General features: G+C 70.1%; 15 protein-coding genes and 1 pseudogene. 7 read left to right on the forward strand and 9 right to left on the reverse strand.

Features of this window, described 5'->3' with window-relative positions; all coding sequences use genetic code 11:
* The first annotated feature begins 15 nt into the window (after nt 1-15).
* From JYJ93_RS16010 to JYJ93_RS16020, 3 genes are all read left to right on the forward strand, one after another.
* Nucleotides 16-1,404 (forward strand): peptide MFS transporter, encoded by a 1,389-nt coding sequence (locus tag JYJ93_RS16010; RefSeq protein WP_206792252.1) that lies wholly within the window; start codon nt 16-18, stop codon nt 1,402-1,404.
* A 138-nt stretch (nt 1,405-1,542) separates the two neighbouring features.
* Nucleotides 1,543-2,709, forward strand: coding sequence for an FIST N-terminal domain-containing protein (locus JYJ93_RS16015; protein ID WP_206792254.1), 1,167 nt, complete (start codon nt 1,543-1,545; stop codon nt 2,707-2,709).
* A gap of 16 nt (nt 2,710-2,725) precedes the next feature.
* Entirely contained in the window at nt 2,726-4,948 is a 2,223-nt protein-coding gene (locus JYJ93_RS16020) for a GAF domain-containing sensor histidine kinase (RefSeq protein ID WP_206792256.1), read from the forward strand.
* Here JYJ93_RS16020 and JYJ93_RS16025 read toward each other — a convergent pair.
* Entirely contained in the window at nt 4,945-6,393 is a 1,449-nt protein-coding gene (locus JYJ93_RS16025) for an MFS transporter (protein ID WP_206792258.1), read from the reverse strand. The genes JYJ93_RS16020 and JYJ93_RS16025 overlap by 4 nt on opposite strands.
* Nucleotides 6,394-6,415: 22 nt before the next feature.
* On the reverse strand, nt 6,416-9,289 hold the full coding sequence (uvrA, locus tag JYJ93_RS16030) for an excinuclease ABC subunit UvrA (protein ID WP_206792260.1): 2,874 nt from the start codon (nt 9,287-9,289) through the stop codon (nt 6,416-6,418).
* A gap of 419 nt (nt 9,290-9,708) precedes the next feature.
* On the opposite strand from uvrA, the gene JYJ93_RS16035 reads away from it, so the two are divergent.
* Together JYJ93_RS16035 and JYJ93_RS16040 are read left to right on the forward strand one after the other, a co-directional pair.
* Nucleotides 9,709-12,651 carry a choice-of-anchor D domain-containing protein gene (locus tag JYJ93_RS16035; protein WP_206792262.1) on the forward strand — a complete coding sequence of 981 codons (2,943 nt, stop codon included), beginning with the start codon at nt 9,709-9,711 and terminating at the stop codon, nt 12,649-12,651.
* An 84-nt stretch (nt 12,652-12,735) separates the two neighbouring features.
* On the forward strand, nt 12,736-13,659 hold the full coding sequence (locus JYJ93_RS16040) for a metallophosphoesterase (protein ID WP_206792264.1): 924 nt from the start codon (nt 12,736-12,738) through the stop codon (nt 13,657-13,659).
* On the opposite strand, the gene JYJ93_RS16045 is transcribed toward JYJ93_RS16040, so the two are convergent.
* The 5 genes and pseudogenes from JYJ93_RS16045 to JYJ93_RS16065 form a co-directional block, all read right to left on the reverse strand.
* Nucleotides 13,649-14,812, reverse strand: coding sequence for a hybrid sensor histidine kinase/response regulator (locus tag JYJ93_RS16045; RefSeq protein ID WP_242543826.1), 1,164 nt, complete (start codon nt 14,810-14,812; stop codon nt 13,649-13,651). The two genes, JYJ93_RS16040 and JYJ93_RS16045, sit on opposite strands and share 11 nt — an antisense overlap.
* Nucleotides 14,796-15,410 carry a chemotaxis protein CheB gene (locus tag JYJ93_RS16050; RefSeq protein WP_206792266.1) on the reverse strand — a complete coding sequence of 205 codons (615 nt, stop codon included), beginning with the start codon at nt 15,408-15,410 and terminating at the stop codon, nt 14,796-14,798. The genes JYJ93_RS16045 and JYJ93_RS16050 overlap by 17 nt, the downstream gene beginning before the upstream one ends.
* A gap of 145 nt (nt 15,411-15,555) precedes the next feature.
* A pseudogene (locus JYJ93_RS40065) lies at nt 15,556-16,104 on the reverse strand (hypothetical protein); the annotation flags it as partial.
* Nucleotides 16,086-16,433 carry a DDE-type integrase/transposase/recombinase gene (locus JYJ93_RS16060; protein WP_206792267.1) on the reverse strand — a complete coding sequence of 116 codons (348 nt, stop codon included), beginning with the start codon at nt 16,431-16,433 and terminating at the stop codon, nt 16,086-16,088. The gene JYJ93_RS16060 and the pseudogene JYJ93_RS40065, both read right to left, overlap by 19 nt.
* A gap of 250 nt (nt 16,434-16,683) precedes the next feature.
* Nucleotides 16,684-16,923, reverse strand: a complete 240-nt coding sequence (locus tag JYJ93_RS16065) for a transposase (protein WP_206792269.1) — start codon at nt 16,921-16,923, stop codon at nt 16,684-16,686.
* Nucleotides 16,924-17,258: 335 nt separating this feature from the next.
* Here JYJ93_RS16065 and JYJ93_RS16070 point away from each other — a divergent pair, with 335 nt between their 5' ends.
* Complete coding sequence (locus JYJ93_RS16070; protein ID WP_330166745.1) at nt 17,259-18,635, forward strand: GntR family transcriptional regulator; 1,377 nt, start codon at nt 17,259-17,261, stop codon at nt 18,633-18,635.
* An 81-nt stretch (nt 18,636-18,716) separates the two neighbouring features.
* On the opposite strand, the gene JYJ93_RS16075 is transcribed toward JYJ93_RS16070, so the two are convergent.
* A complete protein-coding gene (locus JYJ93_RS16075; RefSeq protein ID WP_242543827.1) occupies nt 18,717-19,610 on the reverse strand; it encodes a phosphatase PAP2 family protein in 894 nt (297 codons plus the stop codon).
* 57 nt (nt 19,611-19,667) lie between these two features.
* Nucleotides 19,668-19,979: a LysR substrate-binding domain-containing protein gene (locus tag JYJ93_RS16080; protein ID WP_206792273.1), complete on the reverse strand. Its 312-nt coding sequence runs from the start codon at nt 19,977-19,979 to the stop codon at nt 19,668-19,670.
* A 596-nt stretch (nt 19,980-20,575) separates the two neighbouring features.
* Between JYJ93_RS16080 and JYJ93_RS40800 the strand changes: the two genes are divergently transcribed.
* A complete protein-coding gene (locus tag JYJ93_RS40800; protein WP_206792275.1) occupies nt 20,576-21,157 on the forward strand; it encodes an alpha/beta hydrolase in 582 nt (193 codons plus the stop codon).
* Nucleotides 21,158-21,166: the final 9 nt, after the last annotated feature.

The following is a 21,166-nucleotide window of genomic DNA, read 5'->3' on the forward strand; positions in this document are numbered from 1 at the left end:
CGAGGAACTCACGGCATGCAAAGCACCGTCGCCGCGGGCGAGGCCCGCAAGGGGCATCCCCCGGGCCTGTATTTGTTGTTCGCCACCGAGATGTGGGAGCGCATGTCCTATTACGGCATGCGCGGCCTGTTGGTGCTCTTCCTCACCGACAAGGTGCGGGGCGGCTTTGGCTGGTCCACGGCGGATGCGCTGGGCCTCTATGGCACGTACACGGGCCTCGTGTACCTGACGCCGATTCTGGGCGGCTACATCGCGGACCGCTTCATCGGCCAGAGGAAGGCGGTGGTGCTGGGCGGCGCGTTGATGGTGATAGGCCACCTGCTGCTAGCGCTCCCAGGCATCTCCATCTTCTACGCGGGCCTGGGCTTCCTCATCATCGGCAACGGCTTCTTCAAGCCCAACATCTCCACCATGGTGGGCGGGCTGTACCCCGCGGGTGACGGCCGCCGCGACGGCGCCTTCACCATCTTCTACATGGGCATCAACCTGGGCGCGGTGCTGGGCAACTTCATCTGCGGCACGCTGGGTGAGCGCGTGGGCTGGCACTGGGGCTTCGGCTCGGCCGGCGTGGGCATGACGCTGGGCCTGATCATCTTCATGGCGCTGGGGCACAAGTTCCTGGGCAGCGTGGGCCTGGCGCCCGCGCCGCGCCCCACCGTGGCGCAGACGACGACGCCGGACGGCAAGCACCACGCCTTCAGCCGCCAGGAGTGGGACCGCATCATCGTCATCTTCATCATCGCGCTGTTCGTGGTCGCGTTCTGGACGGGCTTCGAGCAGGCCGGCGGCCTGATGAACCTCTACACGGACCAGAAGGTGGACCGGACCATGTTCGGCTGGGAGGTGCCCACCACCTGGTTCCAGAACTTCAACTCCGTCTTCATCGTGACGCTGGCGCCCCTCTTCGCGGCGGTGTGGAGCTCGCTGGCGGCGAAGGGCAAGGACCTGAGCATCCCGGTGAAGATGTCCCTGGGGCTCATCTTCCTGTCCGTCGGCTTCGCCTTCATGCTGGGCGCCTCCAAGGAGAGCGCGGCGGACGGCAAGGCGGCGGCGTGGTGGGTCATCATGGCGTACCTCTTCCACACCATGGGCGAGCTGTGCCTGTCGCCGGTGGGCCTGTCCATGGTGAGCAAGGTGGCGCCCCAGCGCGTCGTCTCCGCGATGATGGGCGTGTGGTTCCTGGCGAACGCGGTGGCCAACAAGCTGTCCGGCGTGCTGGGCGGCTACTCGGAGAAGATGGGCGAGTTCAGCGTGTTCCTCACCATCGTCATCGGCGCGGGCCTGGCGGGCGTCATCCTGCTGTTCCTCGCCCCCATGCTGAAGCGGATGATGCACGGCACGGACGAAGTGACGCCCGCGCCCACGCCCACGCACCAGGAAGGCACCGTCCACCCGGCCACCTGAGCCGGCAACCTGGACCCGGTAGAGCAGTCTTGCTGAAGCACGAACGCCGGAGCGCCCCCAGGGTGCTCCGGCGTTTTTCATGGAGCCGGGCGGGCCCTGCACGCCCGCTCCCGCGTGGGTATCGATTCTCTAGAGCCCATGCGGATCCACATTGGAAAGAGCCGCTCGGAGGATGGCACCGCCGCCGCGCGGGAGGCGGCCCAGGAGGCGCTGCGAGGCGTGGACGCCCCCTCGTTCGCGCTCGTGCTGTGCACGGATCAGTACGACTCGGCGGCGTTGGCGTCCGCGGTCGGCGAGCAGCTGGGGGACATCCCCTGGGCGGGGTGCTGCGCGGCGGGCGTCTTCGCGGGAACGGAGCTGCTGCTCCAGGGCCTGGTCATCGCGCTCTTCCACGGCGACGACTTCCGCGTCGGCGTGGGCATGGGCGGTCCGGTCAGCGTGAGCCCCAGGGCGGCCGGACGCGCGGCGGTGGCCGAGGCCGTGGGCAAGCTGCCTCCCAAGCCGCCCGGCTTCCGGCGCACGCTGTTCGTCCTTCCGGACGCGCTGAGCGGCAACTCGACGGAGGTGGTTCGCGGGGCCCAGCAGGAGGCGGGCGCGGGCATCCGTTGGGCCGGGGGCGGCGCGGGCAACAACGTCCGGTTCGTGAAGACGGCCCAGTTCACCCAGGGGCACGCCTGGCAGGACCAGGTGGTGGTGATTGCCTTTGATGCGCTGGCGCCGCTCGGCGTGGGCATCCAGCACGGCTGGTCTCCGTATGGTCCGCCCTCGCAGGTGACCAAGGCCCGGGGCTCGACCGCCGTGGAGCTCGACTACGAGCGCGCCTTTGAAGTCTACCGGCACACGGCCGAGAGCCGGGGGGACGCCCTGGACACGCGCAGCTTCCCCCGCTTCGCGATGACGCACCCGCTGGGGATTCCCCAGGCCAATGGCGAGTTCGTGATCCGCGACCCCCTGGCCGTCGAACCCGACGGCTCCGTCCGCTTCATCGCCGAGGTCCCGGACGGCTCCCTGGTGCGCGTGATGGAGGGCAAGCGCACGGACCTGCTCGACGCCGCTGGCGGCGCCGCCACCCTGGCCCGCGAAGCGACCCCTGGCACGTTGGGCGGCGCGGTGGTGTTCGATTGCGTCTCCCGCTACCTCGTCCTGGGGGAGGGCGTCCGGGAAGAGCTTTCACGGTTCCAGGACGCGCTCGGCGCGGGCGTCCCGGTCGTGGGCTGTCTGACCCTGGGCGAGGTGGGGGCCATGGGCGGCGGGGTCCCCCAGTTCCACAACAAGACCGCGGTGGTGGTCGCCCTGCCTGCATGAGGGAGTGAGGTGGCGCATGGCGGACCATGGCGCGGGCGGGGACCACAAGCTCACCGAGGAGCGGCTCGCGCTCTTGAGCGTGCTCCAGGAGCTCACCGTCGCGGCGCTCGACCTGCTCAACCCCTACAAGCCCGCGGACGACTTCCTGGAGCGCGTCGCGGAGCGGCTGGGGTGCGCGGTCGCCCTCTGGCTCCAGCCGGACGCGCGGGGACAGGTGGGGCTCCTGGGCGCGAGCGGACTGTCCTCGGCCTCCCGCCAGCTGCCGATTCCAGGGCTGCCCCCGCGCCCGGGGCTGCCAGCGCCCCTCTGGGTCGACCTGCCCTATCCGGAGCTGGACTCGCCGGGGCTCGTGCGGTGGTCGGTGCCCATCGACGACGCGGGGGCCCCCTCCAGCCTGCTGCTGCTGTACTTCGACCGCGAGCCGCACCTGCCGCGGCAATACCGGGGCATGGTGGAGCGGCTCGGCGCCGTGCTCCGCACCGCGCTCGTCCACCGGCAGCTCTTCGCGAGGACGCTGGAGAGCGAGCGCGCGCTCCAGCATGAGCGGGACTTCAGCTCGGCGGTCCTGGACACGGCGCGCGCCCTGGTCATCGTCCTGGACCCCCAGGGGCGGATCATCCGCTTCAACCGGGCGTGCCAGGAGGTGACGGGCTACTCCTTCGAGGAGCTGCGCGGCGCGCACTTCTGGACGCGGCTCCTGCCGCCGGACGAAGCGGCGCGGGTGGAGCAGAACTTCGCCGTGCTCGCGGCCGGGCTGGGGTTCGAGCAGTACGAGACCCACTGGGTGACCCGCGAGGGTGAGCGCCGGCTCATCGCCTGGTCCAGCAACGTCCTGCGCGGCGAGTCGGACGCCATCGAGTACGTCATCGGCACCGGCATCGACATCACCGAGCACCGCCGGGCCGAGCAGGAGCGCGATCAGATCTTCCAGCGGGAGCAGCAGGCGCGCGCCCGCGCGGAGGAGCAGGAGGGGCGGTCCGCGCTCCTGGCGGAGGCGTCCGGGCTGCTCACCGGCTCGCTCGCCCCCGAGGACGCGCTGCGCAGCGTGGCCGCGCTGACCGTCGAGCGGTTCGCCGACTGGTGCGCGGTGGACCTGCTGGACGGGGGGCATTCCTTCCAGCGCGTCACCGAGGCCCGCTCGGAGGCGCTGCGCGCCACCGTGCCCGTGCGGATGTACTGCGCCCTGCCCGACCTGGATGCCGAACATGGCCCGGGGAGGGTGCTCCGCGTGGGCGAACCGGAGTTCTGCCCGGAGGGGTGCGCCTCCATGTCCCTGGGCTGCGTGCGGGACGGGCAGGGCCTGTCCGAGGTCGTCGAGTTCCAGTCCTGGATTTCAGTGCCGCTGCTCGCGCGGGAGCACGCGCTCGGCGCGCTCACGCTCGCCCGCATGGAGGGCGGTGGCCAGTACGTCCCGGCGGACTTCGCGCTCGCGCAGGAGCTGGCCCGCCGCGCGGCGATGGCCCTGGACAACGCGCGCCTCTATCAGCAGGCCCAGCTGGCGATTGGCCTTCGGGACGAGTTCCTCTCCATTGCCTCGCATGAGCTGAAGACCCCGGTCACGTCCCTCCAGTTGTCGGTGCAGGGGCTGATGCGCCTGGCCCGGACCGGCGCGCTCGGGACCGCGCGGGTGGATGCGGTGAAGCACTCCCTGGAGGTCATCGAGCGGCAGGCGAAGCGGATGGCGAAGCTCGTCAACACCCTGCTGGACGTCTCCCGCATCCATGCGGGGAAGCTCGAGCTGGAGTTCGAGGAGGTGGACCTGGCCGCGCTGGTCCGGGACGTCGCGGCGCGCTTCGTCCCGGAGCTGGCCACGTCCGGAACCCGGCTCCAGGTCCACGCCGACGTGGCGATGCCGGGCCTGTGGGACCGGTCGCGGTTGGATCAGATCGTCACCAACCTGCTTTCGAACGCCATCAAGTACGGCGAGGGGAGGCCCATCGAGGTCCGGGTGGAGGGGGACGCCGTGATGGCCCGCCTGGAGGTCCGGGACCAGGGCATCGGCATCCCGGCGGAGCGGCACGCGCGCATCTTCCGGGCCTTCGAGCGCGCGGTGTCGTCGCGCCACTACGGCGGGCTGGGATTGGGCCTCCACATCGTGAACCAGCTGGTGGAGCGGCTGGGCGGAACGGTGCGGGTCGAGAGCGAGGCGGGGCAGGGGGCCACCTTCACGGTGGAGCTGCCCCGCCAGGGACCGCGCACGTCGCCCTCGGCGGATCCGACGATTCAGCTGGGGCCTTAAGCCGGCTTCGGCGCGACGCCCGGGTTGCGGCCGTCCATGGGAGCCTGCGCGTCCGACTGGTAGTAGTCGCGCACCACGTAGCGGCGGGCGACGAGCGCCATGCCCACGGCGGCCACGGCGGCCAGGGCCGCGTAGAAGAAGAACTGCGCGGCGCCCGTGAAGACGTTGAGCGCCGCGGCGATGGCCACCGCCACGTTCGCCAGCGTGTTCGTCACCAGCCACACGCTCTGGATGGTGCCCTTCATCTCCCGGGGCGCCTGCGTGTACGCGAACTCCAGGCCCGTGGTGGACACGAGGATCTCCGCCACCGTCAGCACGATGTACGGCAGAAGCTGCCACGCGATGTTCAGCGTCTGCCCGCCCTCCATGGCCACCTGGAAGAAGCCCGCGATGACGAACGACGCGGCGCCAATCACCAGGCCCAGCGGCATGCGGCGCAGCGGCGTCAGCTCCCAGCCCATGCGCTGGAAGGCCGGATAGACGACCGCGGTCAGGAAGGGGATGAGCAGCATCACCAGCATGGGGTTGATGAACTGCATCTGGCTGGGCTGGAACACGATGCCGCCCACGTTGGGGTCCATGGACCGCGCCTGCACCACCCAGGTGGACGCCTTCTGATCGAACAGCATCCAGAAGAAGGGCACGAACGGCAGCATCAGCGCGGACACGCGGAACACCGCCTTCACGCCCTCCACCGCCTCCGCCGGGTGCTCCGCCTTCGCCTTGTCCAGCCAGGTGCCGCCCGCCACGTCCTTGCCCCGGAACGCGCTGCCCAGCACCTTGAAGAACGAGTGCGGGTTGGGGCCCGTGGGCGGCACCAGCACGTAGTGCTTGCGGCCCGCCCAGAAGATGACCGTGGCCAGGAACATCAGGAGGCCCGGCACGCCAAAGGCCACCGCCGGCCCGTACTTCTTCATCAGGAGCGGGATGAACAGCGACGCGAAGAACGAACCGAAGTTGATGGTCCAGTAGAAGATGGCGAAGACCTTCTTCACCAGGTGCTTGTTGCCCTCCGTGAACTGGTCGCCCACCATCGCGGACACGCACGGCTTGATGCCGCCGGAGCCAATCGCGATGAGCGTCAGGCCCGTGTAGAAGCCCGTGGCGTTGCCCTCGAAGAGCGCCAGGCACGCGTGCCCCGCGCAGTACACGAGGCTCAGCACGAAGATGGTGTGGAACTTCCCGAAGAAGCGGTCCGCCAGGTACCCGCCGATGAGCGGGAAGAAGTACACCCCCGCCATGAACAGGTGCATCAGGTACTTCGCGTGCGCCTCCCGCGCCCCTGACTCCGGCATCTGCGTGCGCAGCAGGTAGTCGATGAAGAACACCACGAGGATGTTCCGCATCCCGTAGAAGCTGAAGCGCTCACAGGCCTCGTTCCCGATGATGTAGGGAATCTGGGGCGGGAAGCGCTGGGAGGTGGGGGCGGTCGAGGTCTCGGCCATGCCCCCACCCTACCGGGGCCCCTCAGGCCGCGTCCACGCGCTTGCCAATGCGGGCCCGGCGCGCCTTGCCCAGCACGTGCTTGAGGTAACGCCCGGTGTGGCTGGCCTCCACCTTCGCCACGTCCTCCGGCGTCCCCACCGCCAGGATGTTGCCGCCGCCCGAGCCGCCCTCCGGCCCCAGGTCGATGAGCCAGTCCGCGCTCTTGATGACGTCCAGGTTGTGCTCGATGACGAGCACGCTGTTGCCCGCCTCCACCAGCCGGTTGAGCACGGAGAGCAGCTTGCGGATGTCCTCGAAATGCAGGCCCGTGGTGGGCTCATCCAGGATGTAGAGCGTGCGGCCGGTGGCCACCCGGGCCAGCTCGCGGGCGAGCTTGATGCGCTGCGCCTCGCCGCCGGACAGGGTGGGGGAGGGCTGGCCCAGCCGCAGGTAGCCCAGGCCCACGTCGGTGAGCGTGGTGAGCACGCGCATGATGTCCTTGTGCGCGCCGAAGTGGTCCACCGCTTCGCGCACGCTCAAATCCAGCGTCTCCGCGATGTTCTTGCCCTTGTAGCGCACGCGCAGCGTGGCCTCGTTGAAGCGCTTGCCGTTGCAGACCTCGCAGGGGACGTACACGTCCGCCAGGAAGTGCATCTCCACCAGCTTCACGCCGTCGCCCTCGCACGCCTCGCAGCGGCCGCCCTTGATGTTGAAGCTGAAGCGGCCCGGGCCGTAGCCGAACGTGCGCGCCTCCGGCGTCATCGCGAACACCTCACGGATGGCGTCGAACACCTTGGTGTACGTGGCCGGGTTGCTGCGCGGCGTGCGGCCAATGGGCCGCTGGTCGATGTCGATGACCTTGTCCAGGTGCTCCAGGCCCTTGATGGCCTTGTGCTTCCCCATGGGCTCGCGGCTGTCGTAGAGGGCGCGCGCCAGGGCCGGGTAGAGGATTTCGTTGATCAGCGTGGACTTGCCCGCGCCGGACACGCCCGTCACCGCCGTGAAGATGCCCAGCGGGAGGTCCGCGTCCACGTTCTTCAGGTTGTTCTCCGTCGCGCCCACGATGGAGATCTGATGCTTGGGGTTCACCGGGCGGCGCGTCTCCGGGATTTCAATCTCCTGGCGGCCGGACAGGTACGCGCCGGTGAGGCTCTGGGTGTCCGCCATCACCTGCTTGGGCGTGCCCTGGGACACCACCTGCCCGCCCAGCTCGCCCGCGCCGGGGCCGAAGTCCACCAGGTAGTCCGCCTCCTCCATCGTCTCCTCGTCGTGCTCCACGACGATGACGGAGTTGCCCAGGTCCCTCAGGCGCTTGAGCGTGGTGAGCAGCTTGCCGTTGTCCCGCTGGTGCAGGCCGATGGAGGGCTCATCCAGGATGTAGATGACGCCTGTCAATTCACTGCCCATCTGTGACGCCAGCCGGATGCGCTGGCTCTCACCGCCGGACAGCGTGGACGCGGTGCGGTCCAGGGTGAGGTAGCCCAGGCCCACGTCCACCAGGAAGGACAGGCGGCTGCGGATCTCCTTGAGCAGCTCCTGGGCGATCTTCTCCTCCTGCGCGGAGAGGCCCATCTGCGTGAGGAACGTCCGCGCCTCCGTGATGGTCATCCGGCTCAGGTCCACCAGCGTGCGCGAGTGCACCTTCACCGCGCGGCTCTCCGGACGCAGGCGCTCGCCCTTGCAGGACGGGCAGGGCTTGTCGCTGAAGTACTTCTGCAGCTCCGCCTTGCGCGCCTCCGACGTCGTCGTCTTGAAGTTGCGCATGGTGCGGGCGAGCAGGCCCTCCCACTCCATGTCGTACTGGCCGTTGTCGCCCCACTGCACGGTGAAGGACTTGCCCTTCGCGCCGTTCATCAGGACGTCCTTCTCCCGCTTGGTCAGCTTCGCGTACGGGACGTCCAGGTCGATCTTGAACGCGGACGCCAGGCTCTCCACGAAGTCCGCCGTCCAGCCCTCGCCGCGGTTCATGCCGCTGGCCCATGGTTCAATCGCGCCGTCGCGGATGCTGCGCGTCTGGTCCGGCACCAGCAGGTCCGCGTCCATCTCCGGGCGCGTGCCCAGGCCGTTGCAGTCCGTGCACATGCCCAGCGGGTTGTTGAAGGAGAACGACGCGGGCGTCAGGTCGCCAAAGGACAGGCCGCACGCGGGGCACGCGTTCAGTTCGCTCATCACGCGGTCGGACGCGAGCGTCCCCTTCTCATCCGTGATGATGAGGGTGCCCTTGCCCTCGCGCAGCGCGGTCTCCACGGAGTCCGTCAGGCGCGTGCGCAGGTCCGGCTTCAACACCAGGCGGTCGATGATGAGCGCGATGTCGTGCTTGGACTTCTTGTCCAGCTCGATGCGCTCCTCCAACTCGCGCACCTTGCCGTCCACGCGCGCGCGGGAGAAGCCGCGCTTCTGCGCCTCCGCGAGCAGGTCCTTGTGCTCGCCCTTGCGGTTCGTGACGATGGGCGCCAGCACCTGGAGCTTGGTGCCCGCGGGCAGCTTCATGATCTCATCCACAATCTGCTGCGCGCTCTGCTTGCCCACCTTGCGGCCGCAGTTGGGGCAGTGCTGCACGCCGATGGAGGCGTAGAGCACGCGCAGGTAGTCGTGCACCTCCGTGACGGTGCCCACCGTGGAGCGCGGGTTGTTGCTGGCCGCCTTCTGCTCGATGGAGATGGTGGGCGACAGGCCCCGCAGCGTGTCGTAGCGGGGCTTCTCCATCTGCCCCAGGAACTGGCGCGCATAGGAGGACAGGCTCTCCACGTAGCGGCGCTGGCCCTCCGCGTAGAGCGTGTCGAACGCGAGCGAGCTCTTGCCGGAGCCCGACACGCCGGTGAACACCACGAGCTTCTTCTTCGGGATGTCCAGGGAGACGGTCTTGAGGTTGTGCTCCCTGGCACCACGGATGGAAATGACGTCGGGCTCGGACATGGGGGCGCGCTTTATCACTGAAAGGGTGTTCCGGTGCACGCAAAGGCGTAGAACCGAAGAGGTTCAGCGGAAACACCCGAAACCGCCGCCCGCATCCCCACAGCCAGACGGGCACCCGGACGTCCTGCGCCCGCCACGTTCCCCCTCTGGAAGTCGCACGGCCCCCGAGGGTCAGGGGTCGGTGTGGCATCTACCGTTTGTGAAGCTTTTGCAGTCGCTTCCACGAAACGTGGAATCTCCTGCTTTACCCGTTAAATGCCGTTCCCCAGCGTGGGCGCCCGTTTGCCGTGTTGGCGGCGTGACGGCGCCTCGTTGGGACGTCCAGGCACCAGGGTTGCACCTTTCCACGACGACCGGATCCACGCGCAATGCTGTGTGGGGGGACACCGGTGCCGTGCGTAGGAAATGGGGGACTCTGTATGCGTGGACTCCGATGGCTGGTGTTGTCGGTGGTGGTGGCGGCGGCGGCGGCGTGTGAGCGACCCACTTCGCAGCAGGCACGCACGGGCTTCGCGGCGAGGCCGGAGCTCCTGGAGTTCGGCCCGGCCGCCGTGGGGCGCACCAAGAAGATGACGCTGCGGCTGGCGAACCAGGGGCGCGCGTCGTACCGCGTGGAGGGGGCGCGCTCGTCGCTGCCCAACGTGAGCGTCCCCGCGTTCGAGCCCTTCACGCTGACGGCCGGCGCGGAGCACGAGATTGAGGTGCGCTTCGCGCCCGACGTGGAGGGCGCGGTGCAGGGGCAGCTGGAGCTGTTCACGGACGCGTCCGGCGGCGCGGCGACGCAGGTGCCCGTCAGCGGGCGCGGCGTGAAGGCGCTGGTGGAGGTGCCGGAGTCGGCGCTCGACTTCGGCAACGTGAACCTGGGGCTGGTGGAGATGCGCGAGGTGACGGTGCGCAACCCCTCCGACGTGGAGAGCCCGCTGGTGCTGTCGGTGGAGGGCGCGGACAAGGATCAGTTCTCCGCGGGAGCGGGGCTGCCGTCCTCGCTGGCGCCGCACGAGACGCGCAAGGTGCCGGTGGCCTTCAGCCCCGTGCGGCTGGGCAACGCGGAGGCGGAGCTGCACGTCGCCGTGTGCGACGGCTGCGAGCCCGCGCGGGTGCGGCTGACGGGGATGGGCGTCGCGGGCGCGCTGGAGGTGACGCCGCTGCGCGTGGACTTCGGCCGGGTGGCGGTGGGCGCCACCGCCGAGGAGCGCATCACCGTGCGCAACCTGGGCTCCGAGCCGCTCAGCTACAAGGGCGCGTCGCTCCTGGAGGACCCGTCCGGCGTGTTCAAGGTGGTGAGCGCGCCCGCGCTCCCCAACGACGTGCTGTCGCCGGGCGGGGTGGTGGAGCTGCGCGTGGCCTTCTCGCCCACGGTGGCGGGCCGGGTGCGTGACGGCCGCGTGGAGGTGGCCGTGCGCAAGCCGAAGACGACCTCACCCGGTCCCAAGGTGACGCTGACGGGCGAGGCCGGCGCGTCGTGCGTGGAGGTCACGCCCGCGCACCTGGACTTCGGGCCGGTGGCCTTCGGCATGACCGCCACGCGCGACGTCACCGTGAACAACCACTGCCGCGAGGAGACCACCGTCACGAATCTCCACCTCACCACGCAGGCGGGCGGCTACTTCACGCTCGCGCAGCCGCCCTCCAGCCAGCCGGTGGCGCCGGGGGGCTCGCTCAAGGTGGGCATCACCTTCAGCCCTCGCGCGGGCGTGGGCAGCGCGAGCAGCGGGCAATTGGCCGTCACCTCCACGCAGCGCACCTCCAGCGCCACGGACGGCGTGACGCTGGCGGGCGAGGGCAAATCCTTCGCGCCGTGCGAGTACGCGCTGCCCTCGGTGCTGGACTTCGGCCAGGTGCCGGTGGGCTCGGAGGTGGCGCTGGGGGTGACGCTGCGCAACACCGGCACGCAGGCGTGCTTCCTGGCGGGGCTCCAGCTCGCGTCGGGGTCGGACCCGGCCTTCCGCGCGACGACGGTGGCCAACAGCGTGCTGGAGCCCGGCAGGAAGGCCACGCTGCTCGTGCGCTTCCGCCCGTCCGAGGAAGGGGAGTTCCAGGGGCTCGCCGAGGGCTGGGTGAGCCACCCCACGCGCGGCCACCCGCTGGTGAACCTGGTGGGCCGGGGCGTGCAGGGGTGCTTCTCCGTGCAGCCCACGACGGTGGACTTCGGCATCAGCCGGCTGACGTGCGGCCCGCGCACCCGCGAGTTCATGGCCTACAACGACTGCCCGGGGGACGTGATGGTGACGGGCATGAAGCTGGAGCAGCCGGGCCAGGAGTTCGCCGTGTCCGGCGCGCTGCCGGCCACCATCCCCGCGGGCGGGCGGGTGAAGCTCACCGCGAAGTACGCGCCCGGGGCGGAGGGCGAGGACGCGGCGACGGTGCGCTTCACGCTGAAGGACGGCGCCGTCTACAACGCGGGGCTCGTGGGGCGGGGCCTGGCGAAGACGGACCAGACGGACCGCTTCGTCCAGCAGTCGGAGGCGCGCGTGGACGTGCTCTTCGTCGTGGACAACTCGGGCTCCATGATGGAGGAGCAGCAGAGCCTGGGGGAGAACTTCGCGGCCTTCCTGTCCGCGGCCACCGCCGCGCAGGTGGACTACCGCATCGGTGTCACCACCACCGGCCTGGACCCGTCCCCGGGCGGCTGGTCCGAGTGCCCCGGCGGCGCGCAGGGCGGTGAGAACGGGCGCCTGTTCCCCGTGGACGGCTCCAGCCCGCGCATCATCACGCCGGAGACGCCCAACGCGGCCGGCGTCTTCGCCACCAACACCCACGTGGGCGTGTGCCACTGGAACGAGCAGGGCCTGGACGCGACGTACCGCGCGCTGTCGGATCCGCTGCTCTACGATTTGGACGACCCGCGCACGCCCCAGGCCAGCGACGGCAACGGCGGCTTCCTGCGCGAGGAGGCGAAGCTGGCCGTCATCGTCCTGTCCGACGAGGAGGACTTCAGCTCCCAGCCGGTGTCCTTCTACGAAACCTACCTCCTGGCCCTGAAGGGGAACGACCCGTCCAAGGTGAGCTTCAACGCCGTGGTGGGCCCGGAGGACCTGACGACCTGCACCACCTCCAGCAGCTCCGGCAGCCGGTACATGGAGCTGGCCCGGAAGCTCAACGGCGTGGTGGACAGCATCTGCACGCCCAACTGGGCCGCGTCGCTGGAGAAGCTGTCGGAGAGCGCCTTCGGGCCCAACCGCGCCTTCCCCCTGTCGGAGCTGCCCGAGGACCCCGGCGCCATCGCCGTCCGGGTGGACGGGCTGCCCGTGACGGACGGCTGGTCCTATGACGCGCGGGCCAACGCGGTCATCTTCGACCGGCTGCGCGCCCCGCCCCCGGGCGCCGTGGTGGAGGTCACCTATCCGCTGGGCTGCCCGTAGCCCGGGCGGCCATTCGTCCGTCACTGGAAAGTGACGGGGGCGGATGACTCGACAGGGCGGGGCGGGAGGCCTTGAGTGAAGGACATGCCGCAGGACTCCCTCCTCGTCGCCGCGCTGGGTGACATCCATGGACGCTTCCACCGGGTGGAGGCGTGGCTGGATGCGCTGGAGCAGGCGCGCGGCCGCAAGGTGGACCTGGTGCTGGCGGTGGGGGACGTGGAGGCCTTCCGCCACGCGGACGACCACCGGCGTAAGGCCGCCAAGCGCTCCATGCCCGCCGAGTTCGCCGGGTACGCGGACGGCATCCGCCGCATGAAGCGGCCGCTGTACTTCATTGGCGGCAACAACGAGGACTTCGAAGCCCTGCACGACCTGCCAGAGGGCGGCGAGCTGGCCCCGGACGTCCACTACCTGGGCCGCGCGGGCCTGCGCACCCTGGGTCCCCTGCGCGTGGCGTACCTGTCCGGCATCCACGCGCCGCGCTTCATCGACCAGCCGCTGAAGCGGCCCACCTCGCTGGATACGGCGAAGCAGGCGGGCTACTTCCGCACGCCGGAGGTGGAGCAGGTGGCCGCGCTGCGGGACGTGGACCTGCTGCTCGTGCACGAGTGGCCCCGGGGCATCGTGCAGAAGGCCCGCGACGAGCGGCTGGCCCCCGCGCGCCCGCTGCCCTCGCCGTGGATTGGCAACCCGGTGACGCGCAAGCTGGTGGACACGGTGCACCCCAGGTGGGTGCTCTGTGGCCACTCGCACAAGCCCTTCGCCGTGACGCTGGATTCGCACGGGCGCGCGCTGTCGCGCGTGGCGTGCCTGGACCAGGCGGCCCGGCCGGACACCGCCGTCTTCTGGCTGGAGTTCGAGGGCCGCGAGGCCCAGCGCGCCGGCTGGGGCGTCTCCGGCGTCGCCGCCTGGCAGGCGGGACAGCGCTGGGGGCTGCACACGCTGCCGCCGCTGGACGCGTCGGACGGGCCGGGCAGCGTGCCCGCGGACAACGGCGCTACGGCTTGATGATCTCCACGCCCTTGCGCGGCAGCGCCACGCGGAACTCCGTGTAGGGCCCGGTGCCGGAGAGCACCTCCACGCCGCCCTGATGCGCGTGGATGATCTGCTGGACGATGTAGAGCCCCAGGCCCAGGCCCTCGCCGCGGCCCCGGCGCTGCTGGCCGCCGCGGAACGGGTCGAAGAGGAAGGGCAGGAGGTGGGCGGGGATGACGCCCACGTTGGTGATGGTGAAGTGCAGCGCGTCGTCGCGCGTGCCGTCCACGAGGATGCGCACCGGCTCCGCGGCGTCGCCGTGCTGGAGCGCGTTGCCGATGAGGTTGGAGGCCACCTGCGCCAGCCGGTCCGCGTCCCAGTCCCCCACGAGGTCGCCGTCCTGCCGCACCTCGATGCGGTGGCGCGGCCACGCCGTCTGGTGCTCCTGCACCATGCGCTGCACCAGCTGCCCGAAGTCCGTCTCCCCCCGGCGTAGCGGAATCCCGCCGGCCAGCCGCGCGCGCGCCAGGTCGAGCACGTCTTCAATCATCCGGCCCATGCGCTTGCCGGCGGCCATCATCCGCGTGGCCGTCTTCTTCACGGCCTCGTCGTCCGAGCGGCGCTGGAGCAGGTCCGCCGCGGTGAGGATGGCGGAGAGGGGGTTTCTCAGGTCGTGGCCCAGCACCGCGGTGAACATCTCGTTGAGGCGCAGGGTCTCCGCGAGCGTGTCCAACTGCTGAGCCAGCTGCTGCTTCTGGCGGTGCATCTGGAAGAAGACCTCCGCCTTGCCGCGCAGCGCGTGGGCCTCCAGCGGCTTGAAGAGGAAGTCCACCGCGCCGGCCTCGTAGCCCTTGAAGGTGCGCCAGGGGTCGCCCCCGCCCGCGGTGACGAAGAGGATGGGCACTTCGCGGGTGCGCTCGGAGCCGCGCATCAGCTCCGCCAGCTCGAAGCCGTCCATCTCCGGCATCTGCACGTCCACGAGCGCGAGCGCGAACTCGTGCAGCAGCAGCAGCTCCAGCGCCTCCGCGCCGGAGCGGGCGCAGTGCACCTCCACGTCGTCACGCCGCAGCACGGCGGAGATCGCCAGGAGGTTCTCCTCCAGGTCATCGACGAGCAGGCACTTCACCCGGGAGGCCACGGGCAGGGGCTCCTTGCTGAGGACGGACAGGTCAGATAGCACCGTCATCTCCCCATGCCCGGAAGACGGCGGGCATCTGTTCAAGAGGCAGCACGAAATCCACCGGCCCGGCCGCGAGCGCCGCCTGGAGCATGGTGGGCGAGCGAGCGGTTTCGGGCGCCTGCACCAGGGTGACGCCGCCCCGCCGTTTCACCGCCTGGAGCCCCAGCGCCCCATCCGCGTTGGCGCCCGAAAGGATGACGCCGCCCAGGCGCGCGCCATAGACGGCCGCGGCGGACTCGAAGAGCACGTCGATGGCGGGGCGGGAGAAGTGGACGGGGGCGTCCGTGGACAGCGCGAGCAGCGGCCCCTTCGCGTCCAGGTCCACGAGCAGGTGGTGGTTGGGGGGCGCGAAGTAGAGCTTCCCCAGCTGGATGGGCTGCTTGTCCCTGGCAGCGTGCACCGGCAGCGTGCACCGGGTGGCGAACATCTCCGGCGGCAGGCTGGGGAGACCGCGCGGCAGGTGCAGGACGACGAGGACCGCGGGCCGGAAGTTCGTGGGCAGCGCGGGCTGCAGGTGGGGCAGGGCATCCACCCCACCCGCGGACGCACCGATGACGATGGCGTCGACGCGGCCAGCGGGCGGAGCGGGGCGTGGAGTGGGCATGGCGGCGGGTCCTCCCTAACGCTTCTGGTAGAGCCGGTCCTCGGGGACGAGGGGGTGAACGAGGCCTCGTGCGAGGAGAAGCGCAGCGACTCGCGAACAGTCCCAGCGCGCGCTCCTGCAGTTCGCGGTTGAAGTAGCTGAGCACATTGCGGCACGACAGGAGCTGCACCTCCGCGAAGACGCTGTCGGTGGCCAGGCTGTGGTCCGAGAAGACGATGTGCCCCTTGAGTGCCCGGTCGGACACCTCGCCGCCATCCGCGGCGGTGTAGGCGTCGGACAGCGACGAGCGCACGCCGGACAGGTGAGGGCTTTGCGTGAAGGACGCGCTGCGGTCCACCGCGTACACGCCGGCCTCCGCGCGCTGGAGGCCGGTGGGGTTGATGTCCGTGGCGTGGATGCGGGGAGAGGCGGGCGTCGTCTTCCACCACCAGCAGCACGCGCGAGCCCGAGGCGAGCCGCTCGCGGTCGTCCTCCATGCCGGGGGGAGGCGCGGGCTGGGGGCGGGGCGTGGCCACGGGAGCGACGGAGACTGGGGAGGCGCGGGGGCGGCTCGCGAACCGCGGGCGCGGGGGGCTGGCCGCAAGGGGAGGGTGACGGTGAAGGTGCTGCCCTCGCCCGGCTTGCTGCGCACGGTGACATCGCCGCCCAGGAGCCGCGCCAGGTCGAGTGAGATGGTCAGGCCCTCAAGCGCCATGTCGAGGGCCGAGAGCACCAGGTGCCGCTCGAGGTGCCATCCATCGCCCAGTCAATGACACGTCGGCTGAAGAGGTCGAGCACGACGGCCAGGTACAGCCATCCTTCGCGCGTGGGGCCATCGGTGATGTCCGCCGCCCAAACCCGGTCTGCCTTGGGCGGGTGGAAGGCTCGGGCCAGCACATTGGGTGCCACGGGCAAGCCATGCCTGGAGTCCGTGGTGCGGACGAATCTGCGGCGCCCGCGGGCCCGCAGCCCTGCTTCGCGCATCAGCCGGGCCACCCGGTGCCGGCCCACCTTCTGGCCCTGCGCCTGGAACTCCGTGTGCACGCGGGGCTGCCGTAGGGACGGCGGCTGTCATGGTGCACCTGCCGGATTCGCTGCATCAGCGCCGCGTTTGCCTTCTGACGGGCAGAGGACTCCCGTCTCTCCCAGGCGTAGTAGCCAGCCCGGGACACCTGAAGCACACGGCACAAGAGCGCCACCGGGTAGCAGGCCCTCTTCGCCTGGATGAACGCGAACTTCACGTGCTCTCGTTGGCGAAGAAGGCCGCCGCATTTTCTAGGATTTCACGCTCCACTCACAGCAGGCGCACCTCCCGGCGCGGTTGGGCGAGTTCCTCTTTCTCGCTCGTCGTCAGCGCCCCGCCAGTCCCCTGGCCCGCGTCCACCTGCGCCTGCATCACCCAGCTCTCCAGGGCGCTGCGCGTCAAGTCCAGGTCCTTGGCCACCTGCGCCCGGGGCTTGCCCTCCTCCAGCGCCAACTTCACCGCCCGGGCTTTGAACTCCGGCGTGAGCTTCCTGCGTGCTCGTCTCGGCATCGTCGTGGACATCCTCCGGTCACCTCTTCTCGGGTGTCCACAAAGCCCGGGGAGGCTCACAGGGGCGCCCGCCCGGGCCCGGTTGTCTCAAAACCTGTCCGACAGTCTGACCGCACTCCGCCGCATGGGCCCGAGCTTGTGATTGACCGGCAGGAGCGTGACATGGCGCGCGAACGCCAAGGTAGCTCTCGCACGGGGGCGCCCGCCCGGGCCCGGTTGTCTCAAAACCTGTCCGACTGTCGGACAGGTTTTCGCCGTCCGGGTCCGGAGGGCGACCTCCCGGGTGGCAGTGAGACTTTCGGACCTGGATGTCCATGTCAGACCCCTGTGGTTGGATGGCGATGCTGAAACGAGGAGGGGGAACGGGGATGGGACGGGGCGGACTCGTGGCTTATGTGGAGGCACAAATCGAGCGCGACATCGCGCTGGGGCGGTTGCACCCGAGCGGGCAATTCGGTCCCGAAGCGAAGCTGGCGCAGCGATATAGAGTGAGCCGGGGCACCATCCGCGAGGCGCTGCGGCGGCTGGCGGCACGGGGCCTGGTGGTGCAGCACCCCGGTCGCAGGACTCGCGCGGTGGCGCTGGATGAGTCGCTGACGCTGGAGAACCTGGGCCTGGCGCTGCATGACGCGAGCAACCCGGATGCCCGGTGGCTTCTGGAGGGCTACTTCAGCCTCAAGCGGCAGGTGCTGGTGGAACTCCTGGTCGACTGCTGCGAGAAAGCTTCGGACCTCGACCTGGACCGGCTGGGGAGCGCGTGCTTCCGGCTTCAGGACGCGGCGCGCTGGGAGTCGGGGGAAGCCTGCGCGCAGGCGGAATTCGAGTTGCTGCGGCAGGCAGCGCGAGCGGCGGCACGTCCCGGGCACGTGCTCCTTGTTCAGTCTCTGCAGCGGGCCTTCCTGGGAGGAGCTGCCCAACTGCTGCCGCTCCTGGGCGGAGAGGCGCTGCGTGAGTGGGCCAACTGCGCGATGGGGGCACTGTCGGAGCGCAACGTGCAGGAGCTTCAGCACAAGCTGCCGGCGCTACTGAAAACTTGCGACAAGCGTTTGCTGGAAGCCTTCGCTCCTGCACCCCAGGAACCTGCGACTCCCGAACCCCACTGCACTCAGGAGGACCTCCTCGGTACGCCGGCACCGGCCAGTGGCCCGGAGGATGCTCTTGCGGCACGCTCTTGTATCGAGGACCGCGGCGCCAGCGCCTTTACGTCAACCACCACGCAAGGCGAAGCGCAGGGAGCATGCCCATGCGTTGAGGGGGATGGCACCAACAGCGGGGCGAACCATGGTTCCGGCACGCCCGCGCCAATCAACGAACCGGGCTGCCTCGCGCCCATCGCCGAGGACACCAAGCCGCTTGGGATTGCGCCTGGCCTTGATGCTCAGGCTTCCCGTGTGGACCTGGGGAGCAAGCAGTTGCTGTCTTCAGACGCCCCAGGGCTTGCCCCCTGTGGGACCGGTGGGGAACTCGCAGGGCGAGACGAGATGGGCGCGGCCTGGGAAAACCGGCCCGACAGTCAGACAGGTTGGGGCGCTTCGCCTCCAGAAGAGGCATTCATCGGACCGAGGTTCCACCCACGGACTTTCGCTGCGTCCTCCGTGGAGCGTTTCGCAATGTGGGCGAGGCGCTTCATTGAGCCCTGGGCGTCCCTGATCCGCTGGCCCGTGAGCGTCTGGCGTTCGATTGCCCATTCCCCAGGCCCACCTGCTTCGTGAGCGACGACGGCCCTTCATGGTCGCTGTCGTCCATGAGGCCCTACCGGGCTCCTCGGATATCCACCTCTGGGAGGAGGGTGGTTAGAACGCGCCGGACAGGCCCACCATCTGGGTGCCGACCATCGGGTTGAGTGACACCGAGGACGTCCGTGTCGCGGCGGGCGCGGTGTCATCCACGCGGCCGTGCAGGAGCAGGGGCACGGCGACGCCGAACGCGGTGCCCAGCACGGCGCCGGTGAGCACGTCGGAGAGATAGTGTTTGTCCGCGCCCATTCGCAAGAGGCCCACGGAGGCGGCGAGCGGCAGGCCCACGCCCCAGATGATGGCTTGGTGCTTGTAGCCGCGCATCGCGGCGACGGTGCCAGCGGACACGGCCAGGGAGAAGGCCAGGTTGGTATGGCCACTGTAGAAGGACAGGTTGTTGTCGCTGGGGTGCGCGGTGAGCCCTTTTTCCTCCTCCGGGAGGACGTGGACGAAGGGCCGTTCGCGGCCCACGGCGAACTTCACCGCCTGGTTAGCGACAGAGGCGAGGACGGCGCTCTGCACCATGATGGTGGCGTCCTGGGCGAAGAACTCCGTGGAGGCGCCACTGCTGCGTCCCACGGCGTACTGGGTGCCCAGGATGCCCAGCGGCAGGCCTGCGAACCCGATGATGTTGCTCCAGGTGTCCGCGCGCTTGCGGGACGCTTCCGTGCTGCCCGCGATGCCTCGGCCCCAGCGGTCCAGGCGATTGAGCCGGTCGGTGCCGTCCGGAGCGCGGTCGCACCAGCGGCACTGTGCAGGGGACAGGTCGGCCTTGAACACCGACTCGCTGGTGATCCACAGCACTCCCGCGGTGCCGGTGATGATGCCGTCGCGGGTCCAGTTGAAGCGCAGCGCGCGCGGCGCGTCGGAGGCGTCCTGCGCGGCGGCGGGGGACAGCGGCGCCAGCAGGAGCAGGCAGAAGGTGGCGAGGGTCCGGTAGGAAGCAGGCATGGGCCGGAGGAGCATAAAGGCGCTCCGCCCTTTTCCTGCAATCCGGGTGATGGGATCTCAGCTCGGCCCGGCCCCGTCCTCTTCGACGAGCCGCGCCAGGAAGGCGCCCAGGGCCTTCACCTTGGGCGAGGTTCGCAGCGCCTGGGGCCACACCCGCCACAGCGTGCCGCGTTCCAGGGAGCGCCCACGCAGGAAGGGGCGCAGCGTGCCGGCCTTGAGTTCCGGGCGGATCATCCGCTCCACGAACTGGGCGATGCCGAAGCCCGCCCGGGCCGTGTGGGTGACGGCCTCGCTGTTGTTGAAGACGAAGGTCTCCGGGATGCGCGGTGAGAGAGCGCCCGCGGGCTGACGCAGGGCCCTGGACTCCACGCGGCGGGGTGGACACGAAGCGATAGCGGATGCAGTCGTGCTCCTGAAGCGCGTCGAGCGAGCACGGCGTTCCATGCACCTGGAGGCAGGCGGGAGAGGCGCAGAGGATGAAGCGCTTGGGGCCCAGGCGACGGCGCATGAGCCGTAAGTCGGTGAACTCGCCGCAGCGCACCGCCGCGTCCAGCCCGTCCGCGACGATGTCGGCCACGTGGTCGTTGACGTCCAGCTCCAGCTCCAGGTGCGGGTACTCGGGGCGGAAGCTCTGGACGTTGGGGATGATGAGCCGCAGGGCGAGCATTTCCGGCACGGAGACGCGCCCACGGCCCCGCAGGGTGCGCACCGCGTGGGCGAGCTCCGACTCCGCATCGCGCAATTCGCTGAGGGCGCGCGCAGCGCTCGTGGAAGCGGGCGCCCTGCTCGGTGAGGTGCATGCGCCGCGTGGTGCGCTGGGAGCGGCGCGTGCCCAATCGTTCCTCCAGGCGGGCCACGCTCTTGCTCGCGGCGGATGGAGTGATGCCCAGCGCGCGGGCCGCGGAGGCGAAGCTGCCGGTTTCCGCGACGCGGGCGAAGACGCCGATGGCGGAGAGGCTCTCCATGTGTATCCCCCAGCGATTGTGGATGGCACGTCGCTGTCGTACTTCCGGCACGGGCAGGGGCCCGCGCTCGTCTGGATCTGCGGCACGCTCAGCACGTGGGACAATTGGCGGGACGTCGCGTCGCGGCTATCCCCGCGCTTCACGGACTTCGTGTTGGAGCGGCGCGGACGCGGCGCCAGCGCGGACGGCGAGGTGTATTCGCTGGAACGCGAGGTCGAGGATGTACTCGCGCTGATGCAGGAGGCCAGGGCCGGGGCCTGCCTGTTCGGCCACTCGCCAGGCGGCATCCTCGCGCTGGAGGCGGCGGCGCGACGGCCACCTGCGCGGATGGTGCTCTACGAACCTCCGTTCCCTATCTCCCAATGCATCGCGCGCGAAGCCGTGGAGTTCGTCCGCACGACCTGGAAGCCCGAGGGCCCGGACGCGGCGCTCGTGGCCGCGCAACACCGCATCTTCCGGATGCTTACTCCGGAGCAACTCGATGCCTTCCGCCAGACGCCGCAGTGGGCGAAGCAACTCGGCCGGATAGAGCCCTTCCTGCGCGAAATCAGCGCGGTGGCGGACCTCCCAATAGGCGTGTAGCGCTTCCGC

This window comes from Corallococcus sp. NCSPR001 (assembly GCF_017309135.1).
Taxonomy (GTDB): domain Bacteria; phylum Myxococcota; class Myxococcia; order Myxococcales; family Myxococcaceae; genus Corallococcus.